The 15,108-nt window shown below is 68.2% G+C and carries 11 protein-coding genes; 2 read left to right on the forward strand and 9 right to left on the reverse strand.

What is annotated here, in order from left to right:
- Nucleotides 1-107 precede the first annotated feature (107 nt).
- The 9 genes from ACFWX1_RS07685 to ACFWX1_RS07725 form a co-directional block, all read right to left on the reverse strand.
- Complete coding sequence (locus ACFWX1_RS07685; RefSeq protein WP_378384933.1) at nt 108-890, reverse strand: choice-of-anchor P family protein; 783 nt, start codon at nt 888-890, stop codon at nt 108-110.
- A gap of 60 nt (nt 891-950) precedes the next feature.
- The gene (locus ACFWX1_RS07690) at nt 951-1,757 is read right to left on the reverse strand and encodes a L,D-transpeptidase (RefSeq protein ID WP_378384935.1); all 807 of its coding nucleotides are present in this window, start codon (nt 1,755-1,757) and stop codon (nt 951-953) included.
- A gap of 816 nt (nt 1,758-2,573) precedes the next feature.
- On the reverse strand, nt 2,574-4,910 hold the full coding sequence (locus ACFWX1_RS07695) for an ATP-binding protein (RefSeq protein WP_378384937.1): 2,337 nt from the start codon (nt 4,908-4,910) through the stop codon (nt 2,574-2,576).
- Nucleotides 4,911-4,966: 56 nt separating this feature from the next.
- Nucleotides 4,967-5,161 (reverse strand): hypothetical protein, encoded by a 195-nt coding sequence (locus ACFWX1_RS07700; protein ID WP_378384939.1) that lies wholly within the window; start codon nt 5,159-5,161, stop codon nt 4,967-4,969.
- A 19-nt stretch (nt 5,162-5,180) separates the two neighbouring features.
- Nucleotides 5,181-8,333, reverse strand: coding sequence for a GH92 family glycosyl hydrolase (locus ACFWX1_RS07705; RefSeq protein ID WP_378384941.1), 3,153 nt, complete (start codon nt 8,331-8,333; stop codon nt 5,181-5,183).
- Between the two features lie 220 nt (nt 8,334-8,553).
- Nucleotides 8,554-8,679, reverse strand: coding sequence for a hypothetical protein (locus tag ACFWX1_RS07710; protein WP_378384943.1), 126 nt, complete (start codon nt 8,677-8,679; stop codon nt 8,554-8,556).
- 68 nt (nt 8,680-8,747) lie between these two features.
- Nucleotides 8,748-11,465, reverse strand: a complete 2,718-nt coding sequence (locus tag ACFWX1_RS07715; RefSeq protein ID WP_378384945.1) for a GH92 family glycosyl hydrolase — start codon at nt 11,463-11,465, stop codon at nt 8,748-8,750.
- A gap of 787 nt (nt 11,466-12,252) precedes the next feature.
- Nucleotides 12,253-12,738 carry a hypothetical protein gene (locus tag ACFWX1_RS07720; protein ID WP_378384947.1) on the reverse strand — a complete coding sequence of 162 codons (486 nt, stop codon included), beginning with the start codon at nt 12,736-12,738 and terminating at the stop codon, nt 12,253-12,255.
- 188 nt (nt 12,739-12,926) lie between these two features.
- Nucleotides 12,927-13,859, reverse strand: a complete 933-nt coding sequence (locus ACFWX1_RS07725; RefSeq protein ID WP_378384949.1) for a GlxA family transcriptional regulator — start codon at nt 13,857-13,859, stop codon at nt 12,927-12,929.
- 71 nt (nt 13,860-13,930) lie between these two features.
- On the opposite strand from ACFWX1_RS07725, the gene ACFWX1_RS07730 reads away from it, so the two are divergent.
- Nucleotides 13,931-14,617 carry an HD domain-containing protein gene (locus tag ACFWX1_RS07730; protein ID WP_378384951.1) on the forward strand — a complete coding sequence of 229 codons (687 nt, stop codon included), beginning with the start codon at nt 13,931-13,933 and terminating at the stop codon, nt 14,615-14,617.
- Between the two features lie 38 nt (nt 14,618-14,655).
- On the forward strand, nt 14,656-15,075 hold the full coding sequence (locus ACFWX1_RS07735; RefSeq protein WP_378384953.1) for a Rid family hydrolase: 420 nt from the start codon (nt 14,656-14,658) through the stop codon (nt 15,073-15,075).
- The last annotated feature ends 33 nt before the right edge of the window (nt 15,076-15,108 follow it).

Genomic DNA, 15,108 nt, shown 5'->3' on the forward strand with positions numbered 1-15,108 from the left:
GCGACCTCCGGTCCAAACCAAAGGCGCGGGTTTATGCAAACCGCCCCACCGTCTGTTTGTCCACCCCCGGGGTGGGGGCCGCCGGCCACTCGGTGCGTCAGGCCAGGTCAGCCGGTGACGTCGAGGTGGGCCGGGACCGGGGTCGGGGTCGGGGCGTTGCCGTTCGCGTCGGGCTTGTCGCCGGCGGGCTGGTCCGCGTCGCCGCTTTTGTCGTCCGCGGGTTTGCTCGGTGAGGTGGGTTTGTCGGTGGGCTTCGCCGGTTCGGTGGGTGCGGTGGTCTGGGTGACGCCGCCGCTGTCACTCCCGGCGGCGCAGGTCGCCGAGGCCAGGCTCAGCTTCTGGACGCCGTCCACGCTGATCTCGATCGCGGTGACCGCGATCGAGTCGTCCTTGTTCCTGGTCTGCTTGTTCAGGGTGACCGAGGCCAGGCCGGGCACGCTGACCGTGGTGTTCGGGGCGGCGGCCGCGTCCAGCTTGATATCGCCGAGCGATGCCTTCGCCAGCGACGAGGTGGCCTTGCCGTCCTTGCAGTCGGCGGTGATCGCCGCTGCGGTCAGCAACGGCTTGTCCGCGTGGATCAGCACGCCCGGGTTCACGCTGACGTCCTTGATGCTCGCTTTGGCGAAGTCCTTGCTCGCCTGGGCGTTGAGCACGTTCAGCGTGAACAGCCCGCCCGGCAGGGAGAACTCGGCGACCGATTTCTGGTCGAAGCCCGCCGAAGCGCGCACCGACGGCAGCGGGTCGATCTTCAGCAGCCCGCTCGCGGCGATGGCGTAGGCGGAGTTGTCCTGGTGCTCGGTGGCGCTCGCCGCGGGGGCGAGCAGGGCTCCGGTGGCGAGGACGGTGGTCAGCGCGCCGACGCCACCGGCGACGGTCTTACTCGTGGACAATGCGGTGCCTTTCACAGGGAGGATACGGTTTTTCGGGGAGGTGAAGCGGAACCGCCGCGCTTACGTGATGTTCACGATCGTGCCGAGCGGAACCTTGACGAGTGCGTCGAGTGCGTCTTTGGGTACCCGGATGCAGCCGTCGCTGGTGGCCTTGCCGACGAAGCTGTCGTCCGGCCAGGTGTGGATGCCGACCGTGCCCGGCCCGCCGCCGAAGGTCTGGTGCGAGTCGGAGTGGAAGCTCAGCGGGAGCACGATCGGGCTGTACTTGTTCACGGTTTCCGCGATCGAGGCGAGGATGTACGCCCGCCCCTGCGGGGTCGGGTACTGCGGCTTGCCGGTGCCGATCGTCCACTTACCGAGTTTTTTCCCGGACTGCAGCAGTTCCAGGGAGAACGCGTCGCGAGCGACGTTGACGACGTAGTCGTTCCGCGCGTTCTCCGCTTTCCCCGCGTCGACGTGCACCCAGCCCGCGGCCGCGTTCGGCCGGGTCGGCAGCAGCACCTCGGCCCAGGACCCCTGTTCGGCGATCACCGGGACCCAGGTCGGTGACCCCATCTGGATCGGCGGGAGCTTCGCGATCGCCTTCCCGCCGACACTGGTGTAGACGATCAGATCTTCCTTGGGGTGGATGACCTTTCCCGTCGGCTGCCCGCCGGAATCCTTGACCGCCTCGGGAACCGAGCCGAACGTGGTGGCCTCGGGCAGTGCGGTCAGGTCCTCCCGGCTCACCGCCGCCGGGGCCGCCTCAGGGGCGTCGCTGCCACAGCCCGCAGTCAGGAAAGCCAGACCGGCGACCGCCGCTGCCGCGAACCACGCCCGATTCCGTCCCGGCTTCCGGGGACGACTCGGAATAGCGCAGAGTTTCATCTATCACAATCCTTGAATGGATGATTCAACGCAGAAATGAGCAACGCGGGAACGGACTGAGCGAATCGAATTCACTACTTGCCCGCTCGCGGAGATCCAGTGCGTCAACGGATCCCAGGTGACACTCCTGGGAGACACTTACGGATAACTCGAAAGAGTGTCAATCGTTAACGGAACGTCTACGTGCCTACCCTTCGAGCGACAAGCATTCTCACCCAGGTGGGTGCAGGCACGCATACTAGCGACACGCGCAGGCGCACTGCCAGTGGGTCACCGCTACCGAAAAGTCGACCTTTCTGAGTCTTTCGCGCGAGTCGACGCTGATCCGGATGACAAATATTCCGGTGACCAGCGGTGCCGGGGATTGGCCTGCTCGGCGGCGGCGATTCGGTTCGACACGGATGCGTCGCTCGTTTTCATCCGATCGGGTGGAATGGTCACACAGGCGGTAACGTGCACGCGGAAATTGGTACATACCATTCCAGCGTTATTCGGCAGCCCCGCCGTTGTCGGCCAGGTTCGGCGCGTGGGAATTCACCTGCATCGCTCTGCGGAACGTCACCAGGCCGTCGGCCAGCGCGTGAGTGGTGACTCGGTTACGGTCGTGACAGCCCCGGCGTCCACCTCACACCCATCGAGGCGCCGGGGCTCTTACCCGCCCGGTCGGGGCCGGCGTTGCGGGCGCCGCGGTACTGGCACGCGCCGAGCCGAGTGGACCGGAGCGGCGTTGGTGCCCGATGGAGGCGAAGGCCTCCACACCGGACAGCATCGGTTGTTCGCGCACCGGCGCGTTCTGCCGGCTGGGTGACCATCCGTTCATGATCCGCTTGGCGATGTCGTGGCAGTCGCCCGGTCTTGCCGGCGGGTGGTCCAGGTGGCGATCTGGGTGCGGTTGGTGAAGCCGAGTTTGGTCATGATGTGGGCGACGTGCGTTTCGGCGGTGCGTAGGGAGATGACGAGACGCTCGGCGATCTGGCGGTTGGTCAGACCTTGGCGGACGAGTTCGGCGATCTCGCGTTGCCGCCGGGTGAGGGAATCGCCGCCGGTCGGCCGGGAGGGTGATGGGTCGGTGGTGTCGAGGGCGTAGCGCAGCGCGTCGCGTTCGGACATCGCCGCGCCCGCCGTGAAGTGTTTCTCGAATTCGTGGTCGCCGAGGGCTTCGCGGGTGCGCTGGACGTGCCGGGCGTTCGGGATCTCGAAAGCGGCCATCGTGTGCATGGCGATGCCCTGGGCGCGGCAGGCGGTTTCGGTGATCCCGTACAGGGTGGCCGCGCGAGCGTGCTCGCCCAGACGGCCGGCGACCCAGCCGGCGCTGGAGAGCCATTCGACGTCCCACCGATCCAGCCCGGTCTTCTCGGTGGCTGCCACCAGATCCTCGAGGTTGCGCGCGGCGGTGGCCGCGTCACCGAACTCGGCCTCGATCATGACCAGCCCGGCCAGCGCGTAGAGGCGGGCGTACCGGTCGCCGTACTTGGCGCTGCGCGCCAGCCCCTCACGCACCAGGGCTTTGCCACCGTCCGGGTCGCCGGAGAAGCCAGTGCTCCAACCGTGGTGATTGAGAGCGACGAGCTCTCCTCGCCGGTCGCCGGCCTCGCGGAACCCGTCCACCGCGATCGAGAAGATTCCGGCGGCGCGGCCGGGCTCGCCTCGGCACTCGGCGAGGAAGCCGGTAGTGAACGTGGCCCGGGCCACCAGGGCCGCATCGCCCGTCCTGGCCGCGAGTGCGTTCGCTTCGGCCACCAGCTCGGCGCAACGGTCCAGAGCGCCTTCGTGCAGGCAATAGTCCGCGCTGTACAGCAGGGCCAGGCACACCCGCGGCCCGTCGGGCGAGGCGTTCGGCAGCAGGCGGTCCAGCCAGGTCCGGGCTTCGGCGTTCAGGCGCCACATCTGCCAGTACAGGTGCAAGTCGGTCGTCATCGCGATACCGGCATCGGCTTCGCCCTGGGTGCGCAGGCAGAACTCGATGGCGACCCGTAGGTTCGGATGGTCCGGCCGCAGCCGGTGGCACAGCGGCAGCGTGTCCAGTGTCCCCTCCGACTCGCGCACACGACCGGCGCGGGCGGCGTAGCAGTCCCGATGCCGGCGGCCCACCCGCAGCACCTCCTCGGCGGCCAGCTGCTCCCGCCCGTACTCCCGCAGCGCCTCCAGCATGCGATACCGGTTTTCCCCGGCGTGCTCCCGCACAGCCAGCACCGACTTGGCGACCAGCCCGTCGATCAGGTCCAGCACCGCGTCCGGTGCGACGCCGGCGCCACCGCACACCCACGTGGCCGCGTCCAGGTCGAACGATCCGGAGAACACCGAGGCCCGCGCCCACACCAGCCGTTCGTGCGGCGTGCACAGCCGGTAGCTCCAGCCCACCGTCCCGCGCATCGTGCGCTGCCGCTGCGGGGTGGCACGCGTGGTACCGGTCAGCAGCGACAACCGGGCGGTCAGCCGGTCGGACAACTGCCGCACCGACAGTGACCGGACGCGGACCGCGGCCAGCTCGATCGCCAGCGGCAACCCTTCCAAACCGTGGGACAATCGGGCGACATCGAGGTAATTGCCCTCGGTGATTTCGAACGAGGGCAGGACGGCCCGGACCCGGTCGGCGAACAGCGACACCGCGTCGTAGCGCGCGAGTTCGGCCGCGGACCCGATAAGGCGCGGATCCGGCACCGCCAGCGGCGCCAGCTCGAAAAGGTGCTCACCGGCCACGCCGAGGGGCTGCCTGCTGGTGGTCAGCACAACCAGCCGCGGACAAGCCCGTACCAACGCCGCGGCCAGCTCGGCACAGGCGTCGATCAGATGCTCACAGTTGTCCAGCACCAGCAGCATCCGCCGCTCCCGCAGCGAGGCCACCAGTGCCCGCGTCTCGGACCCGGTCCGGCCGCGCAGCCCGAGCGTCACCGCGACCGTGTTCGCCACCAGCCCGGCATCGGCCAACTCGGCCAGCTCGACGAACGCCACCCCGTCCGGCGGTTTCACCACCGGGAGGGCAGTAACCTGCGCGGCCAGGCGGGTTTTCCCCACCCCGGGCGGGCCCACCACGGTCACCAGCCGCTCGGTGCCCAGCAGATTCCGCAGCTCGGTCACCTCGCGCTGCCGCCCCACATAGCTGGTCAGTCGCACCGGCAGTCCGCGCGCCCCTGGCTCGGCCACCCTCGCCATACGCCGCTCCACGTCCCTCACGCACCCTACTTCTCGCCCCCCGCGTTCAGCCCCCGTCAGAATCTGCGAGCCCCGCGCAAGCCGTGGGTGGGCTTGGTTGCCTGGGTACCGTGGTCCGGTCCGGCGACCGCCGAAAACGGACTGATGTCCTTTTTGGACACGCTGGCCCTGTCCACCGCAGCCGCCGCCGTACCGGCGGCCCCGAAGGTGTCAAACCCGACGACGACCACCGTCACGACGGCTGCGATCACGGACTTCACCTGGCCGGCCTCAGCCAAGGCCGATCGTGAAGACGTGGAGGTTCGCCTCGCGCGGCAATGTGACCGTGGCGAGTCGTTTGCCCGCAGGCACATCGAACGGTGCCGTCGCGTAGACCGATGCCCCGCCGCCTCGCGGGTTGCGGTGGTCGGTGCGCGCGACCAGGGTGTTGCCGAACACGGGGGTCGTGCCGCCGCCGGGGAACACCCAGTCGCCGAACGACAGGTCGGCCTGCCCGGTGGTGCCGTCGGTGAAGGTGACCGTGGCCGTGGCGCGGTGGTCGCCGTTGGCCGCCGCGCCGACGAACAGCAGCCGCGTCGCGGTGCTGCCGGTCAGGCCGATCACCTGCCCAGCAGGCACGACGTTGTCCGGCTGTCCGGCGGGCGCGGCGGGCCAGACGAACGACGTGCCCGAGACCTGCGACGTCCGGCCGCCGACGAGTCCCGCGGCCGCCAGTGCCTGGCGCGAGTAGCTGTTTCCGCCGGCGTCCAAGTTCGCCGCGCCGGCGTCGCCGTCGTCGGAGACGCCGACGTTGCCATACGCGGCGGTGAGGCTGTTCTTCGGCGCGACCCCCACGATCACCGAACCCGGCACGGACGTCCCTCCGCCGCGGACGGTCACCGGGATTTCGTGGTAGCCCTCGGCGGTCCCGGCGGCGACGGCGACCGACAGCTTCGCGGTGCCTCCGCCGGTGCGGCCGTCGAGTTCGAGCGTGCGCGGGCCGGACACGGTGAATCCGGTGGGCGGGTTCGCGACGACGTCGAGCGCGCGGTCGTGGCCGCCGAGACGCTGCGCGTTCACCGTGATCTCGCCCGTGCCGCCGGGCGCCACGGTGACCTGGTTCGTGACCGTCGCCAGGAACGGGCGTTCACTGTCGCGATAGGACGGTGGCGCCGCGTCTGCTGCCCATTGCCGGTCGGGCTGCGCGGAGAGGGCGAAGTCGAGCCGCCCGCCGTCCCGCACGGTGTTCCGCGGCAGGTACGTGCGGTTCCAGTCCCGGCCGTCCAGCCGCAGGTCGTGCACGTACGGCGTGGTCGCCGACGCCTTCGGGGCGCGGATGTCGATGGTGCGCCCGTTCGGCAGGGCCATCACCGCGCCTTCGAACAACGGGCTGTGTACGACCAGATCCGGCGTTCCCGGCGTGGCCGGGTAGATGCCGAGCGCGGCCCAGACGTACCAGGACGACTGCGCGCCGAGGTCGTCGTTGCCGGGCTCGCCGTCCGGGGTCGCGCTGAACAGTGTCGTGGCGATCTTGCGGACGACCTGCTGGGTCTTCCATGGCTGCGCGACGTGGTTGTACAGCCACGGCACGCCGAAGTCGGGTTCGTTGCCGGCCCACATGTACGGCTCGTTCGGGCCGGCGTTGAGCTTCTGGAAGAACGTGTCGAGCCGCTGGGACACGGCCGCCGGGCCGCCCATCGCCGTCACCAGCCCGGCCGCGTCCTGCGGCACCAGCCACGTGTACTGCGCGGCGTTGCCCTCGTCGAAGCCGTCCTGGCCGAACTTGCCCGGCGGCGGGGGAACGTAGGCGGGGCCGTCGGGGAAGCGGCCGTCCTGTCCTCGCGGCTGAAGGTATCCGGTGGCCGGATTGAAGATGTTCTGCCAGTTCTGGCCACGTTTCGTGAACTCGCGAGCCACGTCACGATCGCCGATGCCCTCGGCGAACCGCGCGATGGCGAAGTCGTCGATCGCCCATTCCAGGGTGGTCGACGCGCCGTTGCGGGAGTGATCGCCGCCCGAGGCGTCGTTGTTCGGCAGGTACCCGCGGGCGACGTAGTCCGCGATGCCCGGCCGTTCCTGATAGGCGCCGGGCGTGTTGTCGACCGACGTCGCCCCCTTCACCAAGTACTTCAACGCGGTCTTGACATCGAAGTCCCGCGCGCCGAACGCGTAGAGGTTCGAGAGCAGCGCGACCGAACTGTCGCCGGTCATCTGCCCGGTGTAGCCGTTGGCCAGCGGCCAGCGCGGCCACCAGCCGCCCTGCACCGCGTCATTGGTCAACGACTGCGCCATGTCGCTCGCTTCGGCCGGGAAGAGCATGGCGTGCAGCGGCGCGAGCGAGCGATAGGTGTCCCAGTCGGAGAAGTTCGCGTACTGGATGTGCCCCTTGGGCAGGGTACGGATCTTGTTGTCGAAACCGATGTAGCGCCCGTCGGCGTCGTTGAACGTGTTGGGGTGCATCAGCGAGTGGTACAGCGCGGTGTAGAACGTCTTGAGCTGCGCGGTGTCCTTGCCCGCCACGCGGACCTTGCCCAGCGTGACCTCCCACCGGTCCCTTGTGGACTTCCGGACCGCCCCGAAGTCCCAGCCCGGGATCTCCGCCGCCATGTTGGCCTTCGCGCCATTGACGTCCACATAGGACATCGAAACCTTGGCACGCACCTGGCGTTCCGCGCCGAAGGACAGGTACGCGCCCGCCTTGGCGGACTCGACGCTGTCAGTACCCGGTTTCACCGCCGAGCCGTCCCAGGTACCGTGCGCGGTGAACGGCTTGTCGAAGGTGATGGCGTAATAGACGGTGTACTTGTTGGGCTTACCGCAGAACCTGCCGGTGGTCGCCGACCCGCTGACCTCACGGTCGCCGGTGATCTTCAGGTCCGCGTGGGAATTGCCCGCGAGGCTGGCGCCACCCTTGACCAGCACCTGCGCGGCGGCGCCTGCCGGGAAGGTGAACGCGGCGAGGCCGGTGCGCGTGGTGGCGGTCAGCTCGGCGCGGACCTTCGAATCGGCGAGCGTCACGGCGTAATAGCCGGGCTCGGCCTTTTCACCGTCGTGGGTGAAGTGCTCGACGCGGTTCCACGGCGCGGAACCGACACCACCTGTGACCGGCAGGATCGGCACGTCTCCGAACGCGGTGCAGCCGACCGAGGCGTGATCCAGGCTGAACCCGCGGATCTGGTCGCTGTGATACTGGTAGCCCGCGTAGGCGCCCTGGGTGTCTGGGGAGAACTGCATCATGCCGAACGGCACCGCGGGACCGGGGAAGTTGTTGATCTCCCCCACCGAAGTGCCGCCACGCCCGGTTCCGATCAACGGATCGACGTAGCCTGCCGGGTCGCCGACCAGCTCGGACTCCGATGGCATCGTTGCCGGAGTCGCCGAAGCGACGGCAGGCACCCCGATCACCACCGCCGCGACCACCGCCGCCATGAACCTGTGCCGCACCGGTGCCTCCCAAGGCCCGTAGACCGACGTTTCCTGCTCATTCGACTTTCCGTTGCCGCCGCCCCGCGGTCAACACTTTGACAAAGACCTGACCGGTTCCGGAGATTTCGGACACCGTCCGGTGGGCGGGCCACCGGGCGGCCTGATTGTCCACTCAGGACAGGCTCGAACCCTGGCGGGACGGAATTCGCACCACCCCGCCAGGGTTGGCGAGCCACGATCATTCCGAGCGGCTCTCCCAGTTCGCCGGATTCGCCGACGTCTTGACGTTGCCGGAACTGGTACTGAATTCCTTCCGCGTTTCCTCGATGGTCCAGCGCGGCGAGCGACCCTGGTCAACGCTCACGGTCCACTCTGGACTGCGGCGACGAACGCCGGGTAGAGCCCCGCGCCTCCGTTCCTGGCACGCCACCATCAGCCGTGGACCTCGAATTCGTAGATCCGCGCGGCGCCGTTGCCGTTGTTCGCCGGGGTGGTGACGTTCACCTTCACGTACCGTGCCGATCTCGCGGTGATCGGATGGTAGGTGCGGCTGGCTCGTGACCCGCTGACGTTCACCGCCGTCGTCCAGTTCGTCCCGTCGACCGAGGTCTGGATGGTGAACGCGCCGGTGTTCCAGCCGGTGGTCTCACCGCCGAGCCCGGCGTGCTCGAGCACGAACGACGACACGTTACGCGCGGACCCGAGGTCGACCTGCAGGAACTTCGTGCCCGACGCGTTCGAGCACCACTTACTGTTGTTCGCCAGGCTGCCGTCGAACGCCTTGGCCGCGGCTTCGTCCGAGGTGCACGGCGCCGACCCGGTCGCCGGCTTGCCCTGGGCGAGGTTCGTGCCCAGGTTCGGCGCCGTCGCCGGGGGCGTGAACCCGTCGTTGTACGACGGCGGGACGTCCGCGGCGCCGGTTCCCCACGCGCTGGGCGAAGAACCCATCGCGTAGTCCAGCGTCGCAGTGCCCGCGATGTCGCCGTAGCGGATCCACGACTTCGTCGTCGCGGTGCCGTTGACGCGCAGGTTCTGGACGTACTGGGCCCCTTGCCCGGCACCGGTTCCGGTGATCTTGACCGTCCCGTTCGGACGGTTGATGGTCACCGAGGAGAACAACGGGCCGTGCAGCGCCAGCACGTCCGCGCCCGGCGTCGCCGGATACATGCCCAGCGCGGACCAGACGTACCACGCCGAGGTGGCACCGAGGTCGTCGTTGCCGGGCAGACCGCCCGCACCCGTGGTGAACGACTCGTTCATCACGCGCCGTACCGCCGCACTGGTGCCCTGCGGGTAGGCGGCGTAGTTGTACGCCCACGGCACACCGTGCTCGGGTTCGTTGCCGATGTAGAAATAAGGCTGTGTCAGCCCTCCGTTGAGCTTGGTGAAGTGGTGGTCGAGCCGCTGGATCGCGGTCTTGGGCCCGCCCATCAGGTTGATCAGGCCCTGGTAGTTGTAGGGCACCATCCACGTGTACTGCGACGGGTTGCCCTCGGTGTAGCCCGCGTCGCTCGACGGCGTGACCGGCCACGCCCAGGTGCCGTCGCTGCCACGCGGCTGGATGTACCCGGAGTCGCGCCCGAACACGTTGATCCACCACTGCGCCCGCTGCGTGTAGGTGTCGTACTTCGTGCTGTCGCCGAGGGCACGGGCAAACTGCGCGATCGCGAAGTCCGAAGCGGAGTACTCCAGCGAATCCGACGGGTTCTCGTAGATGTAGTGGCGGTCGAGGTAGCCGCTTTCGCGCCCACGGATGGCCCGGCCCTGCATGGTGCCGCCGTGGGAACTCTTGTCCATCAGCGCCAGCGCCGCGGCGGTGTCGAAGCCTCGCACACCGAAGGCGTACATGCTGGACACGATGATCGGACCGGGGTCACCGGTCATCACGAAGTGCTCGTTGCTGTTGTGGGACCACTTCGGCAGCAGCCCGCCCTGCTGGCCGTCCAGCACCATCGACTTCGCGATGTCACTGGCCTCGTTCGGCGCCAGCAGACCGATCAACGCCGACCACGAGCGGTAGATGTCCCAGCCGGAGTAGTTCTGGTACACCGTGTGGTTCGCGGTGTGCACCTTCTGGTCGAACCCGAAGTACTGGCCGTTGACGTCGCTGGCGATGTTCGGATTCTGGAACACGTGGTACAGGGCCGTGTAGAACTTCTGCAGGTCCGGACCGGCGCCACTGCCGACCTGTACGCGGTTGAGGACCGTGTTCCAGCTCTTGTCCGCGGCGGCGCGCACCGCCGCGAAGTCGAACCCGGAGTTCTCCGCGTCGAGGTTCGCCCGCGCGTTGGCCACGCTGACGAAAGAGATACCGACCTTCGCCTGCACCGTCGTGTTGCCGGACGTGTCGAAAGTGAGATAGCCGCCCGAGTTCGTGCCACTGGCACTCGACGACCCGTCGGTGACCTTGTCGCCGAGCCAGGTGCCGAACCCGCTGGGCGCGCGGTCGAACTGGATCACGTAGAAGATCCGGTAGGTCCTCGACGAGCCGCAGAACCCGCCGCCGGTGACCGAACCGGTCAGCTGGCTGCCGCTGATGCTGATCGAACCGTCGCGGCTGCCGGTGGCGCTGCGGCCGGTGTTGACCAGCAGCCGGGCGCTGGTCGTGTTCGGGTAGGTCAGCTTCAGCATGCCGGTGCGCTGGGTGGCGCTGAGCTCGGCGGTGGTGTTGTAGGTGTCGAGCTTGTTCTTGTAGTAGCCGGGCGCGGCCGATTCGCTGGCCTTGGTGTAGCCGCTCGCGTAGCTCGTCCAATTGGTGCCGGGGGACTTCCCGAGCGCGCCGGTGACCGGCAGCAGGCCGAGGTCTTCGTTGTTGGGACAGCCGGCGCCGTTGAAGTGGGTGAGGCTGAACTCCTCGATCTTGGTGTCACCGTAGCGATAACCCGAGGGGGACGCGGTGGGCGTGTCCGGGCTGAACTGCACCATGCCGAACGGCACCACCGCGCCGGGGTAAGTACTGCCGCCCGCCCCGCCCGGCACCGGGTTGGGCGCGTTGCTGTCGTCGGTACCGATGAACGGGTTCACGTACTGGGTGAGAGCGAGCGTCGCGGCGCTCGCCGAGGTGACCGCGGTCGCGCTCGCCGCGAGCGCCAGGAGGACGAGCATCACCGCGGGGACGCGTCTGACGCGCCGTGACCATGTACTCGACATGGGTTTCTTCCCTCTCCGCCGCGCGCCACCGCGCGAACCGTCGATGACAACGTTGTCAGACAACCGGAGAGTGCCTCCCGCGCACCAGGAAGTGGATTCTGCTCCTGGCCACGAACCGGGGTCTGATGGTGAGAGACCATGCCACGGCGAGCCGACGTGTGCAATCGACGTTCGTCGAGTTCACGCCAATCTGTCCTGTCTTGCTATCGTTGTCATAACTGGCGGACGAACGGTCCCGTACGGTCGCGGCGGCCGGCGCGAATACGGGTCGGCCACTTCCAAGTCCAAGGTGGACGGTGAAAAAGTCCGGCAACCAACCCTGCCGGCCGGGCCGTCGGCAACGGACTGCGGAAGGGCGAACGCCGACGTTCGTACACCGATGAGCATCCGCCGCCATTCGAATACACCGCAAGTGCCAAAATTTCGACATCACTGAATCCTTTTCGCATTCCGGGATGTTCTGCCGCGGCAAACGGACTGGCGCCGCGCCCGGCCGGGCCTCCTCGCCGCGCGCCGTCGAGGTGCTCGAGGAGACCTTCGCGCTTCAGCGGAACATCACGATCGACCTCCGGGCCCAGGGCGATTTCGCCGCGGGCACCAAGCTGAGCGACCGCGCAGCGAAGCAACCCCGGAACAGGTACACACGCTTCGTTGCCCGTCCCGCTCGCTCGGTTTTCCGTGCGGCCCGCAACCCGCCAGCCGCCATCGCCTTCCGTTTCAGCTGTGCCTCGGTGAAGTCCTCCACCGACACGATCGCGGTCAGTACGTCAGCACCGTGCGCACGACCTCAGCGATCGACACCGCTCCTTCGTCGCGACCACCAGTACAACGCGGGTGGAGTCCCCGCGAGCAAGCCGGCAATGGTAATGCCGAGGCCGGCCAGGAAAAACGGATATGCATTTTCCATGCCGATGACCGCGCTTTCCATACCGGCGGGCGCGCTCTGGTTGGTGAAGACGAAGGTTCCCCAGCTCAGTACGATGGCCCCGCTGGTGATCAGGCCCACCGCGGCGATGGTCGAGCGCCTGAGACGCTTTTCCCAGGCCAGGAGCAGGGCAGGGGGATGTCGATCACCCCGCCTCCCCAGCAGCCAAGCCAGTGTTGCCACCACGCCGAGCACCAGGCCCATCCCTGTGGCGCACAGGCCGAGGAAGAAGCAGCCGGCGGAACCGATATTGGCACCGGTATGAGGTGGCGTGGTGATCTCGAAGAGGAATCCCGTGCCCAGCAGCGCGGCCCCGGCGGCGATCAGCCAGATCGCGGTGATGGTCAAGGGCCTGACAGCGGTTCTCATGGTTCTTCCTGGTGGCTGAGCTCTGTGTGCGGTGACACGGTCGTCCATTCAGGGTTTCCGCGCCCTCGTAGTGATCTTTCCCGAACAGGCGGACGTTACAGGTGGCGTGGTGTCGTCCTGAACTGTCCCGGACTGCGGCAGCGAAGGTGGCGGGGAGCGAGCCGGGTTCAGCTCCGGAAGGTGCGCCGGTAGGCGGTGGGGGTGGTGTCCAGCACGCGTCGGAAGTGCAGGCGCAGGTTGGCGGCCGTGCCGAGTCCGCAGTCACGTGCCACGTGCTCCACTGGGTGGTCGGTGGTCTCCAGAAGTTCTCGTGCCCGGCCAAGACGGGCGTCGAGCAACCACTGCAAGGGGGTCGTGCCGGTCTCCTCAGCGAACCGGCGCATGAGGGTGCGCTGCGAGAGACCCGCGTGCCGGGCGAGTTGGCGTAGTGTGACCTGCTCGCCGAGGCGTTGTAGAGCCCACTCGCGAGTGTCGGACAACGACGCGTCGCCGGGCACCGCGACGGGGGCGGGCACGTACTGGGCTTGTCCGCCTTCGCGGTGCGGCGCGGCGACCAGGCCGCGGGCGATCCGGTTGGCGACTGTCGCGCCGAGGTCGCGGCGCACGATGTGCAGACACAGGTCGATGCCGCAGCACACTCCGGCCGAGGTGAGGACGTCGCCCTCGTCGACGTAGAGCACGTCGCGATCCACTGACACAGCGGGGAAATCGCGTTGGAAATCATCGACGTACCGCCAGTGGGTGGTGGCGTGCAGACCGTCCAGCACGCCCGCGGCGGCCAGCGCGAACGCTCCCGTGCAGATCGACACGATCCGCTTGCCCCGCTCGTGCGCCTCGGCCAGCGCGGCGAGCATGGCTTCCGGCTGCCGGCAGGGTGGCTCGGATCCCGGCACGATCACGGTGTCGGCAGCGCGCACCTGTGCCAAACCTCCCTCGGCGACCACCGCGAACCCCCCGGTGGTGTGCACCTTCGCGTCGAAGGTGCACACGGTCGTCTCGTACGGGGTCTCCGGCCGAGCGGAGAAGATCTGCGCCGGGATCGCCAGATCCAGGGGCATGACCCCGTCCAGCGCCAGGATCGCGATCCGATGAGCCGTCATGGCAATATCCTAACGAAGTAGGGCAATTTTGCCTATCGCCAGGTCAAAGCGGATTCCAGCACGCTGGGAACATGACCGGACCTACCCATGAGGCGACTGCTGAGGGGGCGGCGGACTTGCTCACGCTGCCCGGTACCCCGCTGGCCGAGGCCGTGGTGGAGCTGATCCGCCCGGTGGAGACACCGCCGGTGTTCAACCACAGCATCCGCAGCTACCTGTTCGCCCGGCTGCTGGCAGGTCACCTCGGCCTGACCGCGGGCAGCGACTACAACGACGACCTGTTGTTCTCCGCGTGCGCGATGCACGACCTCGGCACCGCGGCGGACGGCCCGCGCCGGCAGCGGTTCGAGGTCGAGGGCGCCGATCGCGCCGCCGGATTCCTCGTCGAACGCGGGGTGCCCGGATCGGACGCCGACCAGGTGTGGCAGGCGATCGCCTTGCACACCTCGCCGGGCATCGCGGAGCGCCGCGGCACACTGTGCAGGCTCGTCCGCGAAGGCGTCGCGCTCGACTTCGGCGGCCCGATGGGCAACAACCACGGCGAGGCGGTCACCGACGAACAAGCCGATGCCGTGCACGCGGTGTACCCGCGGCTGAACATGATCCGTTCGCTCGTCGACGCGATCGTCGCACAGGCCGCGGAAAACCCGGACAACGCGCCCCGCTACTCGATCCCCGGCGAACTTCTCCGTGAACGTGAGGAGTTCGGCCGGACCCGGATGGAGCACTCCTTCCGCTCGTCCCGCTGGGGCAACTGAAACCCGCGATTCAGTAACAACAAAAGGGGAACACCGTAATGAGCATCCACACCGTCGAAGTCCCCGAGGACTCCGAAGTGTTCGGGAAAACTGTCAGCGCTTTCGCGAACTTCGGCTACTCCGCCGCCGTTCGTTCGCACGGGCATCTGTTCATCGCCGGCACGATCGGCCGCCGAGCCGACGGCTCCATCCCCGACGACATCGAGGAACAAACCGAGATCGCCATCGGGCGCATCGCCGAGATCCTCCGGCTGGAAGGCCTCGATCTGTCCGCGCTCGTCGAGGTGACCAGTTACCACGTCGACATCCACCAGCACCTGCCCGGCTTCTCCAGGGCCAAGGCGCGCCTGATCACCCCTCCCTACCCGGCCTGGTCGCTGATCGGCGTCAGCGGGCTGGCCAGCCCCGGGCTGCTCGTCGAAATCCGCGCCACCGCCGCCTACCCCGATCCGTCCTGACCGACCACCGCTCCCGAGAGCGGTGGTCACCGA

This window comes from Amycolatopsis sp. NPDC059021 (assembly GCF_042739895.1).
Classification (GTDB): Bacteria; Actinomycetota; Actinomycetes; order Mycobacteriales; family Pseudonocardiaceae; genus Amycolatopsis.